Annotated in this window: 21 protein-coding genes; 10 read left to right on the top strand and 11 right to left on the bottom strand. The window is 42.3% G+C overall.

The window, feature by feature from the left end; genetic code table 11:
* Nucleotides 1-3: 3 nt before the first annotated feature.
* The gene (locus ACIFOD_RS09285) at nt 4-990 is read right to left on the bottom strand and encodes a FecCD family ABC transporter permease (protein ID WP_397552860.1); all 987 of its coding nucleotides are present in this window, start codon (nt 988-990) and stop codon (nt 4-6) included.
* A gap of 232 nt (nt 991-1,222) precedes the next feature.
* Between ACIFOD_RS09285 and ACIFOD_RS09280 the strand changes: the two genes are divergently transcribed.
* The 4 genes from ACIFOD_RS09280 (at nt 1,223) to ACIFOD_RS09265 (ending at nt 6,086) form a co-directional block, all read left to right on the top strand.
* Nucleotides 1,223-2,185, top strand: a complete 963-nt coding sequence (locus ACIFOD_RS09280; RefSeq protein WP_430314388.1) for an ABC transporter substrate-binding protein — start codon at nt 1,223-1,225, stop codon at nt 2,183-2,185.
* A gap of 201 nt (nt 2,186-2,386) precedes the next feature.
* Nucleotides 2,387-3,892 carry a spore germination protein gene (locus ACIFOD_RS09275; RefSeq protein WP_430314387.1) on the top strand — a complete coding sequence of 502 codons (1,506 nt, stop codon included), beginning with the start codon at nt 2,387-2,389 and terminating at the stop codon, nt 3,890-3,892.
* Between the two features lie 17 nt (nt 3,893-3,909).
* The gene (locus ACIFOD_RS09270) at nt 3,910-4,998 is read left to right on the top strand and encodes a GerAB/ArcD/ProY family transporter (protein WP_430314386.1); all 1,089 of its coding nucleotides are present in this window, start codon (nt 3,910-3,912) and stop codon (nt 4,996-4,998) included.
* A complete protein-coding gene (locus ACIFOD_RS09265; RefSeq protein ID WP_430314385.1) occupies nt 4,995-6,086 on the top strand; it encodes a Ger(x)C family spore germination protein in 1,092 nt (363 codons plus the stop codon). Before ACIFOD_RS09270 ends, ACIFOD_RS09265 begins: the two co-directional genes overlap by 4 nt.
* Before the next feature lie 43 nt (nt 6,087-6,129).
* Here the strand turns inward: ACIFOD_RS09265 and ACIFOD_RS09260 are convergent, their stop codons facing one another.
* A complete protein-coding gene (locus ACIFOD_RS09260; protein ID WP_430314414.1) occupies nt 6,130-7,170 on the bottom strand; it encodes an oxidoreductase in 1,041 nt (346 codons plus the stop codon).
* Between the two features lie 124 nt (nt 7,171-7,294).
* Here ACIFOD_RS09260 and ACIFOD_RS09255 point away from each other — a divergent pair, with 124 nt between their 5' ends.
* Nucleotides 7,295-7,609 carry a thioredoxin family protein gene (locus tag ACIFOD_RS09255; protein WP_430314384.1) on the top strand — a complete coding sequence of 105 codons (315 nt, stop codon included), beginning with the start codon at nt 7,295-7,297 and terminating at the stop codon, nt 7,607-7,609.
* Nucleotides 7,610-7,685: 76 nt separating this feature from the next.
* Here the strand turns inward: ACIFOD_RS09255 and ACIFOD_RS09250 are convergent, their stop codons facing one another.
* From ACIFOD_RS09250 to ACIFOD_RS09235, 4 genes are all read right to left on the bottom strand, one after another.
* Complete coding sequence (locus ACIFOD_RS09250; protein WP_430314383.1) at nt 7,686-9,110, bottom strand: esterase/lipase family protein; 1,425 nt, start codon at nt 9,108-9,110, stop codon at nt 7,686-7,688.
* Between the two features lie 212 nt (nt 9,111-9,322).
* Nucleotides 9,323-10,504, bottom strand: a complete 1,182-nt coding sequence (locus tag ACIFOD_RS09245) for a GTP-binding protein (protein WP_430314382.1) — start codon at nt 10,502-10,504, stop codon at nt 9,323-9,325.
* A 90-nt stretch (nt 10,505-10,594) separates the two neighbouring features.
* Nucleotides 10,595-11,497, bottom strand: coding sequence for a TIGR03943 family putative permease subunit (locus ACIFOD_RS09240; protein ID WP_430314381.1), 903 nt, complete (start codon nt 11,495-11,497; stop codon nt 10,595-10,597).
* A 14-nt stretch (nt 11,498-11,511) separates the two neighbouring features.
* Complete coding sequence (locus ACIFOD_RS09235; RefSeq protein WP_430314380.1) at nt 11,512-12,510, bottom strand: permease; 999 nt, start codon at nt 12,508-12,510, stop codon at nt 11,512-11,514.
* Between the two features lie 190 nt (nt 12,511-12,700).
* Here ACIFOD_RS09235 and ACIFOD_RS09230 point away from each other — a divergent pair, with 190 nt between their 5' ends.
* Nucleotides 12,701-12,841 (top strand): hypothetical protein, encoded by a 141-nt coding sequence (locus ACIFOD_RS09230; protein WP_187443387.1) that lies wholly within the window; start codon nt 12,701-12,703, stop codon nt 12,839-12,841.
* A 65-nt stretch (nt 12,842-12,906) separates the two neighbouring features.
* Here the strand turns inward: ACIFOD_RS09230 and ACIFOD_RS09225 are convergent, their stop codons facing one another.
* A complete protein-coding gene (locus tag ACIFOD_RS09225; RefSeq protein WP_430314379.1) occupies nt 12,907-13,062 on the bottom strand; it encodes a hypothetical protein in 156 nt (51 codons plus the stop codon).
* 114 nt (nt 13,063-13,176) lie between these two features.
* Here ACIFOD_RS09225 and ACIFOD_RS09220 point away from each other — a divergent pair, with 114 nt between their 5' ends.
* Complete coding sequence (locus ACIFOD_RS09220) at nt 13,177-13,356, top strand: H-type small acid-soluble spore protein (protein ID WP_148970097.1); 180 nt, start codon at nt 13,177-13,179, stop codon at nt 13,354-13,356.
* Nucleotides 13,357-13,421: 65 nt separating this feature from the next.
* On the opposite strand, the gene ACIFOD_RS09215 is transcribed toward ACIFOD_RS09220, so the two are convergent.
* From ACIFOD_RS09215 to ACIFOD_RS09200, 4 genes are all read right to left on the bottom strand, one after another.
* Nucleotides 13,422-14,801 carry an alkaline phosphatase gene (locus tag ACIFOD_RS09215; RefSeq protein ID WP_430314378.1) on the bottom strand — a complete coding sequence of 460 codons (1,380 nt, stop codon included), beginning with the start codon at nt 14,799-14,801 and terminating at the stop codon, nt 13,422-13,424.
* A gap of 174 nt (nt 14,802-14,975) precedes the next feature.
* Entirely contained in the window at nt 14,976-15,833 is an 858-nt protein-coding gene (locus tag ACIFOD_RS09210) for a dimethylarginine dimethylaminohydrolase family protein (protein ID WP_430314377.1), read from the bottom strand.
* 179 nt (nt 15,834-16,012) lie between these two features.
* Nucleotides 16,013-17,593, bottom strand: a complete 1,581-nt coding sequence (locus tag ACIFOD_RS09205) for a long-chain-fatty-acid--CoA ligase (protein ID WP_430314376.1) — start codon at nt 17,591-17,593, stop codon at nt 16,013-16,015.
* A gap of 185 nt (nt 17,594-17,778) precedes the next feature.
* Nucleotides 17,779-19,230, bottom strand: coding sequence for a DEAD/DEAH box helicase (locus tag ACIFOD_RS09200; RefSeq protein WP_430314375.1), 1,452 nt, complete (start codon nt 19,228-19,230; stop codon nt 17,779-17,781).
* Between the two features lie 90 nt (nt 19,231-19,320).
* On the opposite strand from ACIFOD_RS09200, the gene ACIFOD_RS09195 reads away from it, so the two are divergent.
* The 3 genes from ACIFOD_RS09195 (at nt 19,321) to ACIFOD_RS09185 (ending at nt 20,852) form a co-directional block, all read left to right on the top strand.
* Nucleotides 19,321-19,776 carry a hypothetical protein gene (locus tag ACIFOD_RS09195; protein ID WP_430314374.1) on the top strand — a complete coding sequence of 152 codons (456 nt, stop codon included), beginning with the start codon at nt 19,321-19,323 and terminating at the stop codon, nt 19,774-19,776.
* Nucleotides 19,777-19,790: 14 nt separating this feature from the next.
* The gene (locus tag ACIFOD_RS09190) at nt 19,791-19,925 is read left to right on the top strand and encodes a hypothetical protein (RefSeq protein ID WP_397552845.1); all 135 of its coding nucleotides are present in this window, start codon (nt 19,791-19,793) and stop codon (nt 19,923-19,925) included.
* Nucleotides 19,926-20,315: 390 nt separating this feature from the next.
* Nucleotides 20,316-20,852, top strand: coding sequence for a flavodoxin family protein (locus ACIFOD_RS09185; protein WP_397552844.1), 537 nt, complete (start codon nt 20,316-20,318; stop codon nt 20,850-20,852).
* Nucleotides 20,853-20,937: the final 85 nt, after the last annotated feature.

The following is a 20,937-nucleotide window of genomic DNA, read 5'->3' as shown; positions in this document are numbered from 1 at the left end:
CGGTTAAAACCCCTTCCTTGCAACGTACACGAAGAATGGTGCACCAATAATGGCTGTCATAACACCAACCGGCACCTCCTGGGGCATGATGATGTAGCGGGCTCCAATGTCAGCGGCCAATAGTAAAATCGCTCCGAGTAATCCTGAGTAAGGGATCAACCAGCGATGATCCACCCCGATGATTTTTCTCGCAAGATGGGGGATGACAATCCCGATAAAGCCTATTGGTCCTGCGATGGCTACGGAACCTCCAGCCAGCAGCACGACCACGAGTAAAGCGATAAATTTAATCAAGGCTGTTTTGAGTCCCAACCCTTTGGCAACATCTTCTCCCATGGCAAGTATATTCATTTTTCCTGCTAACATGAGCGCAAGGATCCAGCCTGCCACAATATAAGGAAAGACCCCGGTTAAAATGTCCAGGCTTCTTCCTTGAACAGATCCTGCAAGCCAGAACAATACCTGCTCTAACGCCGCTTCATTCAGTACAAGTAATCCCTGTGTGAATGAGGAGAACATCGCCGTGATGGCAGCCCCTGCCAACGTCAGTTTCATGGGAGTCAACCCGTTATTCCCAACGGAGCTGATGACATACACTCCGACGGCAGCCAGTCCTGCTCCCAGAAATGCCAGCCATGTAAAGGATTGAAGATTGGTTACACCAAATAACGTAACCGCCACTACCACCAGAAAAGCACCACCGGCATTGATCCCGAAAATACCGGGAGATGCTAACGGATTCTTGGTCAAGGTTTGCATCAGGACACCTGAAATGGCGAGGGATGCCCCTACTGTCGCAGCAATAAGCGCCCGTGGTAACCGGATCGTCTGAAGTACAATATGTTCAGTCGAACCATCGGGATTGGTGAACGCTTCAATCGCTACCCTCCACGACGTATCGGTATACCCGTATACAATGCTGATTCCAATACACAATAGGAGAAAGAAAATGGTTCCTATATACAGAATAAGTTGTTTTTGAATTTTCATTATGTGTTAACCTTTCTAATCCATATGAACATTCCATAAGGAAAGGAAAATCAATTGTCATTTCACGTTCAGTCCTTCTCCTACTATTTTAAAGAAGAATGAAACAACCGTCAATGACTTTGAAAATCATTATCATTTAGGTATTGACAATGAAAGCCTTCTCACCTATTATGAAAAGTGTAATTGATAATCATTATCACCCATAAAATATTTTTCAGGAGGATTCATACATATGAAATTAAGAAGTTTATTATCTTTATTACTTATCGCTTCACTTCTATTTTTGGCAGCTTGCGGTAATAAAGAAGAAGAAAAAGAGGGTTCTGGAAGTAGCGATAAGAAAGAAGAAACCTATACAGTGGAACACGCAATGGGTACGACTGAAATCGAAGGAACTCCTAAGAAGGTTGTCATCCTTACAAATGAAGGAACAGAGGCTCTTCTCTCTATGGGTGTGACCCCTGTTGGTGCCGTACAATCCTGGACAGGTGATCCATGGTACGATCATATTGCCGACGATATGAAAGATGTTGAAGTAGTCGGAACTGAAAGCGAATTAAACATGGAAGCCATTGCTAAACTTCAACCGGACCTTATTATCGGGAACAAAATGCGTCAAGAGGAACAATACAATCAGCTGAAAGACATCGCTCCAACGGTGATGGCAGAAACATTACGCGGTAACTGGAAAGAAAACTTTGAATTATACGCTAAAGCGGTAAACAAAGAAGAAAAAGGCCAGGAAGTATTAGCCCAGTATGACCAGCGAATTGAAGATCTTAAAGGGAAACTTGGAGACAAACTCAACCAGGAAGTTTCTATGGTCCGCTTTTTAGCAGGTGACGTACGCATCTACCATAAAGATTCATTCTCAGGCGTGATCCTGGATCAATTAGGATTTGCCCGTCCTGAAGGTCAGGATGTTGAAGACTTTGCTGAAAAAGGTGTGACGAAAGAAAGAATCCCGGCGATGGATGGAGATGTGTTATTCTACTTCACCTATGAAACGGGTGATGGAGAAGCGAACAAGCTTGCCGAAGAGTGGCTGAACGATCCTCTATTCCAAAACCTTGAAGTGGCAAAACAAGATAAAGTGTATGAGGTAAGCGATGCTATTTGGAACACTGCCGGTGGCGTTATGGCAGCAAATGCGATGCTTGATGATATCGAGAAGTTTTTCCTGGAGAAGGAATAACGACATGAGACTGGAAAAGGGATATTCCTTTTCCAGTCTTTTTTATTTCATTCCCACCCTTGATAAATCTACCACGAACTCATTCCCTCTTTTCAATCAGCAGACCTTAACGTTTTTTCCCACTTCCCCATCCTTTTTCATAATTCTCCTATTTTCGGTAACACTATTGGATAGACCATACATCGAACATGAGGGATTAGTATGTTTCCATTCTTTAGAAATAAGAAAAACACCGATAGCACGAAGAAAAAACAGACCTATGAAAACTTTAAGCAGGAAGCTGAGAAGTCTGCTGACTATAAACAAGCCTTTTATCAGAATCCTCATACAGGGGCCAAGTTCAGTCTGCACTTTATTACCACCCTGATTGATGGGAAAATCCTGCAGGAGGATGTTCTTCCCTCCTTACTTTCAAAAGATTTTCATTCATTTGATGATTTAAAGACGTTGGTTCCTGTCCTGGATATAGAAATATCCAAAGATGAAGCACAAATTGAACAAAAGCTTTTTAACGGATATACCTTGTTAACGATGGATGCCTCCAACCGGAAATTTGCCTTCATCGCTACGAAAAATGAAATGGGGAGAAAGGTTTCCCAACCGGAAGTGGAATTCAGTGTGGTTGGTCCGAAAGAAGCTTTTGTAGAATCTCTCAGTGACAACCTGAATCTGCTCCGCAAACGTCTTCCTATTAAAGAGCTATTAGTGGAAGAATTCAATATTGGGAAAATGACTCACACGAGAGTCGCTTTAGTCTATCTTGATGGATTAGTGGATGAAGCCAATGTGAATACGATGCGGCAACGTTTACGAGCCGTGGATTTTGATCAAATCATGGATAGTTCATTTATTGAACAGCTCATTGCAGATAATAGCAATTCCCCTTTCCCCCAGCTTTTGGATTCAGAACGACCCGATCGAGTCGCTTCTGTACTGGTGGAGGGGAAGGTGGCCGTGATGGTGGATGGATCGCCTCACGCATTGATAGGACCCACGACTCTTGTTGAATTTTTTAATGCCTATGAGGATTATTTCTTGAATTTCTCGATCGCCTCATTCCTCCGTCTGGTGCGTGTATTTGCAGTGGGGTTTTCGATTTTGATTACACCGATTTACGTTGCTGCGCTGACGTATCATTATGAACTCATACCAAAGGATTTAATGGCCACTCTTGTAACATCCAGACAAGAGATCCCTTTGCCACCTATATTAGAAGCGTTATTTCTTGAATTAACGATTGAATTATTGCGTGAGGCAGGAGCCCGCCTTCCAACCAAAGTTGGTCAAACCATCGGTATCGTTGGAGGAATCGTAATCGGGACCGCATCCGTTGAGGCAGGGATTACGAGTAACGTACTGCTCATTTTAGTTGCCCTTGCTGCGCTTGCTTCCTTTACGACTCCCGTGTACCGCATGGGTAATACAATCCGTTTGCTCCGATTCCCCTTCTTGTTGTTCGCGCAGCTTTGGGGATTATTAGGCATCGTTTTCTGTTTCTGTTTACTTATGGGACATTTATTACAATTAACCTCCCTGGGAAGACCGTTCCTGGAGCCACTCTATCCACCGAGAATGAAGGACCTGAAAGACGCTCTGATCCGGTTCCCATTTAGTAAACAAGCAGGACGTCCGGAATATTTAAGAACGAAGAAACCATACAGATTCCGTCCATCTGAAGGAAAGAAAAAGCTGGATATAGACGAATAAAGGTTGGAGGTGATCAGATGCAGGCCATTCCAGATAGAAGAAAAATATCCCCATTCCTTGTTTTCTTTCTTATACATTCCATTCAAGTCGGGGCAGGTGTTCTGGGGTTCCAACGAATCATTTCGATGAATGCGGGGTATGATGGTTGGATTTCTGTCATCCTGGCAGGTATTTTTACTCATGTTCTCATGTTTCTTATGTACCTTATTTTAGAAAAATCTGGCGGGGACCTTGTATCTGCTCATACCTTGGTTTTCGGAAAGTGGATTGGGAATATATTCAATTTATTATTCGCCCTCTATTTCAGTTTGCTCGTGATAACGATCATGAGGACGTATATCGAGGTATTGCAAGTATGGATGTATCCGCGATTAAGTACGTTTATGTTTGCACTGTTCTTCTTAATCCTTGTCTACTATATCGTAAATGGTGGAGTCCGAACCATTGCAGGTACCGCTTTTTTTGGAACTGTACTACCCAGTTATCTGATCTTGACCTTTGCGTTTACATTTAAATACGCAGATTTCCGAAACATCTTGCCGGTATTTGATCACACCATCAAGGATATCTTGATCTCCACCAAAAATATGTCACTCACTTATCTGGGATACGAAGCCATACTGATGCTCTATCCATATATTAAAGAAGCGAAAAAGTCGCAAAAATATGCTCATTGGGCGCTGTTTACAACCACGACCATATACACCTTAATAGCCATCATTTCATTTGCATTTTTCAGTCAAAAGCAATTAGAAAAGACCGTGTGGGCCACCCTTTCCATGTGGAAAATCGTTGAAATGCCCTTTGTTGAACGTTTTGAATATATCGGTATCGCCAATTGGTGCTTAGTGATTCTGCCAAACGTGTGCATAGCTATCTGGTGCGCCAGCAGGACCATTAAGCGCATGACTCCTTTAAGACATCGTCATGCATTGATCATTATTTGTATTCTCTGTTTATGCACCTTAACGTTTATCACTGATCGAAAACAGGTTAATTTCTTGAATACGATTTCAGGACAAATCGGTTTTTATTTCAACTTTTTTTACATACCTGCCCTCTTAGTACTGGTGACTATCATGAAGAAGGTGAGACAAAAACAATGAAACAACTTTCCTTGATCATTTTTTGTTCTCTATTCCTATCGGGATGCGTAGAAAAGGAGATTCTCGACGATTTATATGTTGAAACCGGAAAAGCCTATGATTATGTAGGAGAGAATAAAATAAGAGGGACAGCTCTGTTCCCCATTTACTTATCCGATAAATCCATCCAAAATGGAACGTTGTCTGCTGAAGCATCGTCTACGCGGGAAGTGCTCGAGAAATTAGAAAGAAGAGCACAACAGCCCCTTGTAAGAGGAAGCTTGGATGTCGTGCTGATAGGAGAAAAACTGGCAAAGAAAGGAATCATCGATATCGGAGATTCCCTCCAAAGGGACGCCAGTGTTGGCGCAAGGCTATATGTAACGGTAGTAGAAGGAGATGCAGGTGACCTGATCAAAGGGAATTATGGCTTACGGGGAAATGGGACGTATATTTCTAACCTGATTACACACAACATTACCCGCAGAGAGTTACCGGAAACAAATTTACATTTATTTCTATTTAATTATTTCCAAGAAGGACAAACAGCCTATCTCCCTATATTGAAGCAGCTTTCTAATGAAAGTATAGCGATTTCAGGTGTGGCCCTCTTCGATAAAGATAAAATGGTCAAAAAGATTCCTTCTGAAGATATGTTTTTCTTTAAAATATTAGTGGATAAACTTGCTGAAGGAAGTCATGTCATCAAAATGGGGGAAAAGCCTGAAGCTGCCGAAGAAACGGTTGAGGCTTCTGTAACTAGTCTGATTTCAAAGCACAAACTTGTCATAAAACATAAGGCTGATCCTGTTGAAGTGACAATGAGAATCAAGATTAGGGGAATTGTCAGAGAGTATACCGGAAAAAAATTGACAACTGATAAAGTGGGAGAAGTTGAGAAACAAATGGAAAAGGATATCGAAGAAAAATGCTTAGCCATGCTGAAGGAGTTTCAGGAATTAGGCATCGACCCTGTCGGCATCGGTCAAAATCAAAAGCACGGGGTACGCGGATTTGATATTAAAGAATGGAAAGAAAGCATTTATCCCCGGGTAAGATTCAATATCGACGCAAAAGTTCAGATCTTAGAAGCTGGTACGGTAGAATAGCATCTATATAGAAGGGCTCCCGATTATGGGGAGCCCTTCTACTCTATTTCAGATGAATAACACGTTTGCTCTCTTCACTTTCTTTACATGCTTCAATGATTTTGATCACGTGCAAAGCATCCTCTGGTTTTACCGAAAGTGGTTTATTTCCCCTTAAGCTTCCATATACCCCCAGATAGAATTGAGTATAATCCCCCTTTTCAGAAGGAATGACTTCTGAGGTCACTTCATCCCGTGATAGGGTTGTCAGTGTACCCCAGTTTTCTTCATCTTCCAGTCCCCACTCTTCATCAAGGGGGGTTCTCCCAGCTTTCAAATCATCTTCCTGACGATCCATTCCGTGCTTCACGTAGCTTCCTTTTAATCCATGAACCTGATAGCGAGGTCCTGGATCAAGGACGATGGAACGCGAGTACAATTGCACCCTCAATACGTCATACCCAAGTGTAATGTGGAAATAGTCTTCCGCTTTTTCAGGATTTCTTTGCGGGAACACATCCGCCTGCACCCATTGTGGTGTACCAAACAGAGTGAGTGCTTGATCGAGAAGGTGAGATCCCAAATCATATAACACTCCGGCTCCTTCGATTTTATTTTCTTTCCAACGGTCTTTAATAGTTGGGCGGAAACGGTCGAAGTGGGCTTCATATGTATAGATTTGTCCTAGAGCATCTTCTTTGAGTAATTTTTGGATGGTTAAAAAGTCGGCATCCCATCGTCGGTTATGGAAGACAGAAAGATGCAAGCCTCTCTCTTTCGCCAAAGCTATAAGCTCTTCCCCTTCCACACTATTCGTTACAAACGGCTTCTCTACCACGACATGTTTATCAGCTAGTAAAGCCTGCTTAATCATGGAATAGTGCAGGTGGTTCGGCGTGGTGATCACCACTAATTCAATGTCTTGTTGAAGTAAATCTTCAAGGGACGACACCACCGTTGCACCCTCAATGTCTTTCAGCACTTTCTCTTCATCAGATGAAAGCACCGCTTCAATATGAAACTCCTCCAAATGAGAAAGTAACGGTCGATGAAAGCTTTGTCCAGAAAAACCGTATCCTACTAATCCAACTTTAATCGGTTGCATAATGTCACCTTTTTCCTTCAATATGTATTCCCATATTATCATGTGCAAGTTCAGACGAAAAATGATTCGTTTTACAAATGATCGTTTGTTTGTATAAAATAATGAAATAAGGGAGGTTAACAACATGCAAGCAATCAAAAACAAAGAAACCTTTGAAGACCTAATCACTTCGGCAGAGCCGGTGATCGTGAAATTCCACGCAGACTGGTGTCCCGACTGCCGTCGTATGGATATGTTCATTGATGAAATCATGGAAAATTTCGGTCAATATAAATGGTACGACATCAATAAAGACGAATTCCCTGAAATCGCCGAAAAATATGACGTCATGGGCATCCCAAGCCTGCTTGTCTACAAAAACGGAGAAAAAATCGCTCACCTGCACAGCGCCAACGCCAAAACACCAGAACAAGTAACAGAATTCCTAAGCGCACTATAACCCAAAGGTCCGTCCCCGTTTATGCAGAGGGACGGACCTTGTTTTTAACCTTCATGATGAATGTCACTTCAAACATTTAATAGGCATTCCCCTTTCCATCAACATAAACCGTTTGAATCATCGTTCTCTGAAATTGGTTCCCTTCCTGGGTTTCCCCTTCTATATCGATGGTGATGTTATGGACTCCTTCTTCAAATTCAGCAAGTGGCAGTAAAGATAGATTTTCAGTTGTAATGAGGGTGGTTTGGTTTTTGTTTCCGCTCTTCGTTGGGATATGGTGAATGGTATATGTTTTCTTCACAGGTTTGTCGTGTACACTCCATGAGCCCATTAAAGATTCTTCATCCCCTGCCAACTGATTCCACTCCTTACTAACCCCTTTCTGAAACAGAATGGTCAGCATATATTTTTCACTTTGATTATTATGCGCCCTCATTTCCCACTGTCCCAAAAGAGGCTTGGAAATGATCATGGAATGATGATAAGCGCCAGGGAAAAAGCCTGTCGCATCTTCCGAAATCATGAACTGTTTATACACTTGCCCGTTCGGACTAATGAGCTCATATCTCGTATCCTGTTGATCACTGATCCAGTCCACCGAGATTTTCTCTACCTCTTCCTCGACAGAAAACTTCTCCACTCCAACACCCATAAATGCCCCGCCTCTATGGAGGACCGATGTTTCTCCCTCTTTTGCATGCTCGCTCACGGCAGAATAGGATACCTCTTGCACCTCTTCTGTTAAGAAATCCTTCAAATAAGGGAAAATCTCCCCGCCTTCTTTTATCGTCGTATGAGTCCAGTCTTGGACCTGCACCTCTTTCTCATAAGGAAGGCTTGAACTTGTTACCAGCACCGCTCCATCACTTTGTCCAAATCGGCTTAAGTATAACCCACCCCAAAACAGTTCAGAATTCACCCCTCCCCATCCTGTACCACCGAATGTATAGAATGGGGTGGCTTTGGAAAGTTCAAGTTCATCCGTCTGGGAACGGAAAGATTTCATATATCCCGTTTGCATGGAGAACACGGCATTATTTTTACTTTTTAAAGCATCGGTTAACCAGCCGGCCCATTTACTATAGGCAAGGTCTGCAAGCTCTGATCCATGGTGAGGGGACGAAAGAGTGATGACCCTCTCTACATAGGGTCCGGCACCATAATGAACCAATGCTGTTTGAATATCGATTCCTCCCTTACTATGCCCCACAACCACTACCTTCCTCTTAAAATAGTCGTAAATCTCACGAAGCTTCCTCTCTAAAAGCTCCCCATTTTTCCACATATCTTCGTCTGGATGCAAATCAATAAAAACGGCTTGGTGCCCAAATTTCCGCGTGAATTCCAATAAATCATTTTCTCGTACCCATGTGTCTGACGAGGTATGAATTCCATGAATGAATAAAATCGGATAGCCCTCCGACCCGTCTGCTATTTCATCCACAAACCACCTGCCCGGTATTCCTGACGAACTCTGTATCCCATCCATTTTCTCATGCAATTTCTTTACCTCCCTTTAGATATCCTATCTTCATTATCGTTTAGAAGAATCAAAATATCAGTAGGAATGTTAAATATAGGAATAAAGTTGCAAATTCCATGTTCGTATCTTATTCAAAAGTCCAGTTTCATAATTCGTCATTAATACGATGAGACAAAAAGAAGACGAATGAAAAAAGCCAGGCACGTGCAAGCGCCTGGCTTTTTCGTCTATCAACCCTCCACCGTAAAAGCAGGGATCGGGTCATTAAGTTCCGTCCAATCCTCTGTCATTTCTATTTCTGTTAACAAGCAGCTATCTAATGACTGCTCTATTTCTTTCCTGTTCATCTCGAGACCGATAAATACGATTTCGTTCATTCGATCCCCATAAACAGGATCCCATCTCTCAGCTAATTCCACTTCTTCAGCCAGGATTTCCTTTCTCTCATTCTCAGGATAAGCAGCCACCCATTCCCCTGCTCCCTGAATGATGATCGATGGACCTGCCTGGGATAATAAGCCGGTCATGTCGTTACGGGTCGGCAGCCAAAAGAAGCCCTTTGCACGCACGATGTCTACCGGCCACTCCTCCATCCATTTCATGAAACGTTCTGGGTGAAATGGTTTATTCCGACGATAGACAAAAGAAGAAATTCCATATTCTTCAGTCTCGGGTATGTGTTCTTCTTGTAACTCTTTTATCCAACCGGCTGCCTGGCTCGCTTTATCAAAATCAAATAATCGAGTGTTCAGTACTTGATCTAATGAAATGCTAGAATGTGAAGTTTCAATGATTCTCGCTTCCGGATTCAACTTATGAAGAACAGCTTTTAATTCTATTACATCCACTCCTTCCACTAAGTCTATTTTATTTAACACAATTACATTCGCAAACTCGATTTGATCAATCAACAAATCCACTACTTCTCTTGTATCCCCTTCGTCCGTTGCCTGCTTACGGTCCAGTAAGGTTTCTCCACTTGCAAAATCATGCCAGAATCGGTTGGCATCCACAACCGTCACCATCGTATCCAGTCTTGTTTTACTTGTCAGATCTATATCCATCTCTTCATCCAGATAAGTGAATGTTTGAGCTACAGGAATGGGTTCGGAAATCCCGGTAGACTCGATCACAATATAATCAATATTCCCCTGTTCGACCAATCGCTGGACCTCAATCATTAAATCTTCCCTTAACGTGCAGCAAATACAACCATTTTGAAGCTCCACTAATTTTTCTTCTGTTCTGGTGAACCCTCCACTCTTCACCAGGGTGGCATCGATGTTCACCTCACTCATATCATTCACAATAACCGCTATTCGCTTATCTTCCCGATTATGTAAAATATGATTTAATAATGTCGTCTTGCCTGATCCTAAATAACCGCTTAATACTGTTACTGGTACTTTCATTCTAACAACTCCTGTTCTTTAATCGAAATGATTACGATTTATTCATTATAAGAAAATCCCCACTTACTCATAAGTAAGGATGTTTTTAGTTTATTCAATTTTAATATAGAACTCCTCTACATATGGATTAGCAGGAGGGTCTATTACTTCAAACACGGGATTCTTTAGAACCGGCATTTCCTGACCATTGAAATCCACCTTATCAATTACGCCACTGACGTTAATCCACGTATCGGGTTCAAGTTTACTCAGTCCTGAATCCCGTGCCAACAATCCATAAACAGAAGCATCTGCTACGCAGCACGTAACGGTAAAGCGGGAAATCACCATTTCATCTTCTGCAAATCCTTCATCTTTATACACAAAGCCTGTAAGCTGAATTTCTTTTCCGACGAAATCGTCCAGCTCTTCGTCTACAATACTTAATGTCTGAATATATTGTTCGTCTCTTACGATTATTTTTTCTCTCTTATTTACGATTTCTTTCAACTTGTCGAAATCCTTTTCCACAGGAAACTCATCATACGGACTGAGAGTGGGCTCAGTTTCAGTCGAACTTTTCTCAGAGCTCTCAACTTGATTTAACCCTTTTTGTTCACCGGATGGAGGTGTTGAAAATAGGCTATTCCCTACTTTCACCCCTCTTTTAGCCGCAACGGAACTATCTAATAAGTTATCCGGCAGCAGGAACCCCACCACAATTGGAAAAATGAATAGGGCGTAAACCACGCTGGATCGGATGAACCCTTTCGGCAGTTCATGAGCTTCGCAATCACAATTGTGATCTTTTGCAGAAGCTGAAGATGTACCCCGGATGATTTGGGTCGCCCCCAGGAGAATGAAAACCCCCAGAGCAAAATACATATAACCATGCATTTTGGGTGCAACAAAGTTTTGTAAATTAAACGTTAAGAATAACTTCAATACCAAAAGGGCATACCCGATTAAGATGATTCCCCGGATGAATGTATGGAATTGTATGGATGGTTTCATACCTCTCGCCTCCTTTATACAAATAATTGGAATACCAATGTGCATGTATACACAACAATCGTCACGACCCCAATAAAGATCAGTACAAATTTTTTATTAAAGTATGCAAGCATCAATAAAGTATTCTTGAAATCAATCATCGGACCATATACTAGAAATGCCAAAATGGAAGAAGCAGAAAATATACTGCCGAACGACGACGCCACGAATGCATCAGCCTCCGAACATAGAGAAATAATATACGCAAACCCCATCATGACTGCCGGCGCAAGTACCTCATTCGTCCCTACCCCCACTAACAGTTCTCTATCAAGGTATGTCTGAAATCCCGCTGCAACGAATGCTCCGATGATAAGGAATTTCCCCATATCAAAAAATTCATCACTGGCATGTACAATCGTCTGCATTAGTTTATTGGAAGAGTGACCGTGATGATGCCCGTGATCATGCTCTTTCTGTATAAGCGGGTTTCTCTTTCCATAAAACCTGTACAATAGTGCCCCAATGATCAAGGCTGCTATTAAAGCAATCCCCATCCTGCCCCAGACAACCGTCATATTATTTTGGAACGCATAATAAGTAGAAGCGAATACAATCGGATTTAAAATAGGTGCCGTCACCATAACGACAATTGCAAGATGAGCAGGCATTCCTTTCTTGATCAGCCTTCTTGCCACCGGTACAATGGCACACTCACAAACAGGAAGCAATGCTCCGACTACAGCTGCAGGAAACAGTGCCAAGTAAGGGAACCTCTTCGGAATGATTCTTTGTAATAGACTCTCAGAAACAAAGACTTGAATAAGTGCGGATGCGAAGACACCAATTAAGATAAAAGGGATCGCTTCTAACAAGATACTCAGGAATATCGTAATGACATTCACCATCGAAGAAGTAAGAAACTCGTCAGGGATATAATCTTTTACCCAATCTCCCGCTAAAAAAAGAACAATGAATAACATGAATAATAGTATCCCTGTCATCTCTTGACTAAAGCTCCTCAAAGAATTCATTCATTTACGTTTCCTTTCTTAAGTTTACATTCTTTAATCGTAATCATTTCGTTTTATATTATAACTTATTCTTGTCCCAAAAAACTATGCTAAATTATTTTTTAATCTTTCTTTAACATTTCTATTTGTGCATAACCTTTTGTTAATCTTCAAAAACTACTAATGAATTGAATAGAATGGAGGGAATTATATGACGAAAAAGAATAACAAAGGCAGTGAAAACCAAAATTCACCTAAGCGTGGAACGACGGAGTTTGCTAAAGAAATTACGAGTGGAGACAATAGCAAAGGAAATAAGCATAATAAAGACCAACGTAATAAAACGAAATGACAAAAACCTGCCCGATGGAAGATCGGGCAGGTTTTTGTTATAGATAAAGGATTCAGCTGGTACTCTTACTCATCATCACCAGTAATCCTCACCGCGGCCGTATTATTTTGAATATAAGTGGGCGGTGCCGGATCAACTTCTTTTTCATTACTTCCATAAAACCTTTCATTCATTTCCATGTTTGCTTCTGTAGTGGATGTTCTTTCATCCTGCTTCTTCATGTTATCACCCTTTCGCTATTAGCGTATCGGATTTGAAATGAAATATACGCTCATTTTTCTCATAAAAGAGGACAAACTAACCTATGGAAATAAACGATAAGGAGGAAATGAAAGATGGATTCTAACCGTGTAAAACAGATCTTATCTTCTTCAGCTGATATTGAAGTGAAATATAAAGATGCGTCCGTATGGATTGACTCTGTTCATGAAGATGGAAAAACAGCCGTTGTTCATCTTCGCGGACCATTGGAAGAACGTTCTGAAGTAAGTGTTTCAGATTTAGAAGAAGCATAAACGGAGAAAAGACCATGCAGTCCATCCCAAAAAGGAGGAAAAGCATGGTCTTTTCTAAATTAAGATTATTTCTTGTCTTTGATTTTGCCTTTGTTTTTAAGAAGTTCAAAGATCATTTTCGCTTGATCTGTGTTATCGATCATGCCGGAGAATTTCTCTTTTTGTGGACCAAATGCATACACAGGAACGTCATCTCCTGTATGTCCATCCGTTGTCCAGCCAGTACCTGAACGCTTGTCGAAGATTTTCTCGATGGCATTATCTATTTCGGTTTGATCGCCTTTTTCTGCTGCTTCTTTCACAGAAGCGATTTCTTCTTCTGTTAACTCAAGGTCGATATTTTCAGCTAATGTTTCTTCCACTGAAGCACCTTTTACAATTTGTTCTGCCATAAAGTCAGGAGTGCGTTTTGCAGCTTGAATCGGTGCCGGATCCCAATTATATTCACCGTCTGCACCAATCGAGATTCCCCCTGTGGAATGGTCTGCTGTAACCACTACCAATGTTTCACCATTTTCTTTCGCAAAATCCCTTACTTCTTCAAGTGCCTTCTCGAAGTCTCTCATTTCACTCATAGCCCCTACCACATCATTATCGTGACCAGCCCAATCGATTTGACTGCCTTCCACCATTAGGAAGAATCCGTCCTTGTCACCTTTTAAACGGTCAAGTGCAGATGTCGTCATATCCGCTAAGCTTGGCTGTTCTTCATCACGGTCGATCATCTTGTCCATTCCGACTTCCGAGAAAAGACCAAGAACTTGTTTGTTGTCATCATTTTTCAGTTCTTCAGCGGATTTTACATAGCTGTATCCATCCTTTTGAAACTGCTCGGCAAGATTTCGGTCATCACGTTCGAAGAAGTCCGTCCCTCCGCCCAGCATGACGTCAATCTTATGTTCACCATTAATCATTTCATCATAATAGTCATCCGCAATCGCATCTTCGCTTTTACGCTGCTCTTCATGGGCTCCATAAGATGCTGGAGTCGCATGGGTGATTTCAGATGTAGCCACGATTCCTGTAGACATACCGTTTTCTTTCGCGTGCTCTAATACCGTTTTAACATCTGTTTTATCATTATCGACTGCTATCGCATTATTGTAAGTTTTGACTCCACCGCTCATCGCCGTAGCAGCTGCTGCTGAGTCTGTTACGTTCTCTTTCTCATCTTCTGGATAAGTGGATTGTAATCCTACAAGGTAAGGATCGAATGCCGTTTTTTCCATTTCAACTGTTTCCGGATTGTCGTTCATATAGCGAAGAGCCGTTGTGTAAGGAACGCCCATTCCATCACCGATCATGAAGATGACATTCTTTGCTTTGCCGTTCTTGGAATCCTTCGCTTGTGCTTCGGTGTTGTCTTGATTCATTCCTATTACACTTCCAAGAGCTAATGTTGACACAACAGCTAACGGAAGAATCTTCTTCATTGATTTCTTCATTTGCCCTACCTCCTATAATTTCGACTACATATGTAGAATAAAGGGGAAATATGAAGAACCATTTACAAAAAAAAGACAGGAGTGTAAAGCTTCTGTAAAAAGAAGAAAAACAGGTATAAAGTCACCTGTTTTTCTTTAATGAAACTATCCAGTTCATAATCAATAAGATCTCAACTACTCTCTAATCAGAGGAAGCGTACAGCAGCGGAATGATCCGCCTGACTTGATGATTTCGGATAAATCCAGTTCGATCACGTCAAAACCTTTCAATCTGATTCGTTCATTCAAATCTTGATTTTGAGTAAGACTGATGATTTTACCAACACCGATTGCTAATACATTAGGACCCATTTGGAATTGCTCTTCATCCGTTACAGTGATGATATTATAATGCGTCTTGATCTTCTCAAGATCCTCTTTTGAAAAGGCCGGTGGATACACAAGGGCCCATTCCTCTGAAATGATCGTAAATACACAATCTAAATGAAGGATCTCTTCTTTTAAAGGCAATTCATGAACAGTATATTGGGGGAGCTGATTTCGTAACGATTGGATGGCCAATTGGTTCGTACGTCCACTCACTCCGATCCAAATATTCTGCTCATCAACGAGCACATCCCCTCCTTCAATGGAATGGAGAAGTTCATTATAAGGCACTTCATCCGTTTCCAGCCAATTCTTCAGCGTCTTCACTTCGCCTCGCCTGACATCGGTATTCATCGATGCAACGAAGAACTGATCATGAATCGTGAAACCGATGTCCCTTGTGAAGACTTGTTCATTAAACTCTGGCGATGGTTGCAGGTGAATGACCTCTGAACCATTTTTCTCTAACGTATCAACAAAGTTTTTATGCTGCAGAACCGCTTTATCTATATTGATATTTTCCTTCAGGAAATGCTTTTGAGTCTCATTTATGATTTCATTTATTTGCATATTTTCAGGTGACACAACGACCACTTTCTTTAACTTTCCATACTCATTGGCACAATGTGTTTTTTGATTTGGAACCAACGGGGAATTTAAACTCATCTTGATACCCTCCATTTGTCTACTCTTAAAAACTGCTTTTCCCTGTTATTATGCTGATAAAACTTCCTTTTTATAATTTATGCTTAAGAAGCCTAAACAGGCACGACGGGCATCCTGTAATTAAGAAATAAGGGCATTTGTCCAGACTAAAAAGGCATGCATCCGCACGCCTCCTTCCATTAATGAACCATCCTGTCATGATCCTTCCAGTATTCTTTTCGGATCACAACCTTTTGGATTTTTCCTGATGCGGTCTTGGGTAATTCTTTTGCAAAGGTAATACTCTTGGGTGCTTTGAAGTGGGCAAGCTTTTCTCTGCTGAATGCGATAAGTTCCTTTTCCGTTAAGCTGTGACCATCCCTGATCACAACGACTGCATGAGGCACTTCTCCCCAACGCTCATGCGGGATGGCAACAACGGCTGCTTCGAGGACACTGTCATGTTCATAGAGAGCCCCCTCTACTTCAATAGAAGAGATGTTTTCCCCCCCGCTGATGATGACGTCTTTCATCCTGTCGACAATTTCAATGAAGCCATCCTGGTCAACCGTCGCCATGTCCCCTGTATGCAGCCATCCATCTCGAATGGCTTGATTGGTGGCTTCAGGATTTTTATAATATCCTTCCATCACTGTATTCGTTCTCGTCACAATTTCTCCAATCGCTTTCCCGTCATGGGGCACTTCACTTCCGAGCTCATCCACTACTTTCACCTTGCTGCCAATCATACTGTAGCCGGCTTTCGCCTTTAACCGGTACTTTTCTTCCTTTGGTCGGTCCTGCTCTGAAGATCTCAGGATGGACGTAGTGATAAGTGGCGAAATTTCAGTCATTCCGTACACCTGGATAAACTCCCAATTCAGATCTTCTTCCACCTTTCGAACAAATGCAGGCGGAGGGGCAGAACCCGCAATGACAACCCTTACATTTTGCCCAATGGTCCGCTTTCTGTCCGGATAATTCTCCAGCAGCATATTCAAAACAGTCGGCGCCATATGCATAACCGATACGCCATGCTTCTCGACTTTATCTAAAATCATCTCAGGGTCTACTTTTCTGAGCATCACCTGGGTCGCACCATTTGCCGTATAGTAAAAAGGAGATCCCCATCCATTCACATGGAACATAGGCAGCACGTGAAGCAAGGTGTCCTGATCGGAAACCCGTAAATGATGCATGGAAGATAGAGCATGCAGATAGTTTGACCGGTGAGTGAGCAGTACCCCCTTCGGATCCCCTGTCGTTCCACTTGTATATAGTAATGAAGCAATATCGCTTTCTTCCAGTTCTACACGATCGAAGGCTTCGTCGCTGAATGAGCCGCGCCACCCGTCATAGCCGGGATGTCCATCTGTAGACTTACCATGAATCACAACATGCTTTAAATTCGGAACCTTAGACAAAATCGGGTGCACCAGCGGATAAAGTTCCTCATCCACAAATAATGCTTTGCTCTCGCTATGAGTCAGGATAAATTGATAGTCTGATGGTTTTAAACGAGTATTTAAAGGGGTCATAATTCCTCCGACTCCATATACACCATAAAATCCTTCCAGCATCTCCGTCGTATTAGGAGCCAGATAAGCGACCTTGTCCCCTTTCTCAATCCCGAATTCCTTAAGTCCCCTGGACAGTTGATTCACACGTGCATTCAGCTGCTTATACGTCAAACGTTTTACATCATCAATAATCGCAACCTTTTCTCCATATTGCTCGACTGCACGATCCAGAAAATCCGTTAACACTAAAGGTACATGCATATGTACAACCCACCCCTTCTGTTATTAATGACTATTAATATTCATTATTTTAGCAGATTCGAGTCATTAATTGGGAATATTCTGAAATTTTATAGTGGTGTGCTGATTCAAAAGTGTTTGAAGGATAGTTCACCACTCTTTTCTATAAAAAAGCATGATGACACATCGGTCACCATGCTTTTGGGTTAGCGGCCTCTTCTACTTGAAGAGGGTTTGCCTTGGCTGTTTCTTTTTCCGCTGGAATCGTTTCTTCTTGGTTTGCCAGAATCACTTGTTCTGGATGGTCTACCTCTTGAGGGACCGGCTGAGTCTCCGCCACGCCGGGATGATGATTCTTCCCTTCTGGATCGATGACTGCGTGATGAGTCACCACCGTCACTATTACGAGACCGGCCTCCACGTGGAGATCTTGCTTTTCGCTCTTTGTTGGTTTGGATATTCTTTTCCCGTCTATCCTTCGCACTTTCACTCGATCCCTTATGAACATGTGAGGTTTCCTTAGAAGGAGCCACCTCCACGACACGACGAGGCAATGAACGGCCAACGCCTTTTTCAATCATTTCCAGGTCCTGCTTATCCTTTAATGCCACAAAGGTGATCGCAAGCCCGTCTTTACCGGCACGGCCCGTTCGTCCGATTCTGTGAATGTAGCTTTCGACATCTTGAGGAATGTCATAATTGAATACATGAGTGACGCCTTCCACATCAAGACCACGCGCTGCTACATCTGTTGCGATAAGAAGCTGAAGTTTCGCGTCCCTGAACTTCTTCATCACACCTTCTCGTTTCGCTTGAGACAGGTCACCGTGCAGTTCGTCCACCAGGAACCCTCTCGCTTTCAGATCTCCCAGCAGCTTACTGACCCTTCTTTTCGTTCGGCAGAAAATGATGCCTAAAAACGGCTGGACATCATGAATCGTTTGGCTGAGGGCTTCTAATTTCTGACGATCTGTCGTTTCCACGATTTCCTGCTGAATTTCCTGTACAATTTTTTCTTTTTCCCTAATCTGTACATTATGGGGGTTGTTCATATAGCGCTTGCCGATCTTTCGGATATCCTTGGACATCGTCGCAGAAAATAGGGCAGTTTGACGGGTGAACGGCGTCTCGCGAATAATCGACTCGACTTCATCAAAAAATCCGATATGGAGCATTTGATCTGCTTCATCCAGCACAAGGAACGATACATTTGAAAAGTCCACGGTCTCCCGGCGAACGTGATCAAGTAAACGACCAGGTGTTCCGATCACGATATGAATCGCTTTATTCTTCAGTCGCTTGATCTGCTTCTCAACATCCTGGCCGCCGTACACAGCTAACACATTTATGTCATCTTCCGTAGAAGAAAGAATCTGATTTAATTCAGCCGTTACCTGAATCGCAAGTTCCCTCGTCGGAGTCACAATAAGAGATTGGACCTCATCTCTCGCTGGATCAATTTTGGCAAGCATAGGCAGGAGAAAAGCCATCGTTTTTCCCGTTCCTGTCTGTGCCTGTCCGATCACGTCTTCACCATTTAATAACACAGGGATGGTTTCGATTTGGATCGGTGTTGGCTCTGTAATCGATTGTTCTTTTAACGCATTGACGTACTTAGGTTGGATTCCTAAGGAAGTAAAATCATTCATTGGGGTCACCTCTTTGTACCCCATTATACCTTTAACTTCTCTTAGAAAATAGGGCACTATGTTATAATGGGAAAATCGTAAAATGAAATGAGGAATTTGATGTTACCATTTGAAGATAAATTAACCATAATCGAAGAGTTCCCTGAACTTTCACGGAAGGACGTTTCACTGAACCGGGTGAATTTCCACTTTGAAGAAAGTCTCTTTGAAAAGACGACTGTCGTATATCACCTGCATCCGAACGGGAACGGATTTGTTTATACGGGCAGTCTTCCCGATTATGAAGCCAATAAAAAAGGACTCGTGAATATCCGTGATTTTTCAGGTGATGAACTGCGTGACATCATTCGGGCATCCATTGATCATCTGGCTACGGAAGAAGAAATCGTGCCGCCCGTCGAACAGATGTGGAAAGATGCTGAAGGGCATTCCCTTATGCTGATCGAAGAAGATGAACGCTGGAATATTTATGCCGGCGATAACCTGGAAGACAGCTTTGGCGGGTACGATGAAGCAACGTTGTATTTGCGTGAGGAAGGGTTTCGCAGACGGTGATAAGAGGCAGCTTCATGCTTTTCCTGAAAAAGGACGAATCTTTATCGATTCGTCCTTTTTTGATGGATTTTGGCCCTGTATCTGTCATAGGGTTGCCTCCCCTTGTAAGAATCCAGGTAAATGGTGGCGAATCCGGCCGTTTTCTGTGATAATCCAGCCGAAATGGTGTTGAATCCGGCCGTTTTCTCTCATAATCCAGCCAGTTTTGCCAATAATCCGGCCGATTCCGGGAAAAATCCAGCCGTTTTACTTTTATTACCAAATTCCACTCCAACTTTTATCCCCGCCTACTGTCGATCGTCTTTTGGGCATGATCTCTGTTGCTCGGATATGCGAATATGTATGTGTATGCCTCAGCAAGAATCGCATTTACCTTATCTCAACGAAAGGTGGCGTCCAAACGGTTTAATGCTGTACACTCTAAATATAAGCGACTATTGGAGGACGCCAGTCACCTTGGCATGCATAGTCTTGATGCGGAATACTAAGAAAAAAACAACTCAAACAGTACATTTGAATAAATAAAGGAGTGTTGACAAATGAAAGTATTAGCCCTTTTAGGTAGCACACGAAAAAACGGTAACTCAGAATACCTTGCCAAAAAAATCGTAGAAGGAACCGATCACACTGTCGTATCTCTTTCCGACCTGCATATTGAAGCGATCGAAGACCTAAGACATTCAGAGGGCGGATTTTCTCCTGTGGATGATGATTACGAACAGCTCGTCCAATTGATGGAAGAGCATGACGTATTACTATTTGCTACACCCCTTTATTGGTATGGAATGAGTGGTCCTATGAAGAATTTCTTTGACCGCTGGAGTCAGTACTTGCGTGATGAGCGCTTTAACTTAAAAGAAGAGCTTATGAAGAAAAAAGCATATGTAGTGATTACCGGTGGAAGCTCAGCAAAGATTAAAGGCCTGCCCCTGGTACAGCAGTTCAATTACATTTTTGAATTCGTCAATATAGAATTTGCGGACTATATGATTGGTGCCGGAGTGAAGCCTGGTGAAATCGAGAATGACGTAGCAGCACTTGAAAAGGCTGAGCGTTGGAATGCATTATTTAAATGAGCGATGATCCCTTTTTAGGGGTCATCTTTTTTTGTTAATGAAAACTACATAAGGAAACATTAAAATAAAATGCTTGATTGGAGGA

Origin of the sequence: Rossellomorea sp. NRS-1567 (genome assembly GCF_050467885.1) — a bacterium.
Taxonomy (GTDB): Bacteria; Bacillota; Bacilli; order Bacillales; family Bacillaceae_B; genus Rossellomorea; species Rossellomorea aquimaris_C.
This window is presented reverse-complemented; position numbering and strand designations above follow the sequence as displayed.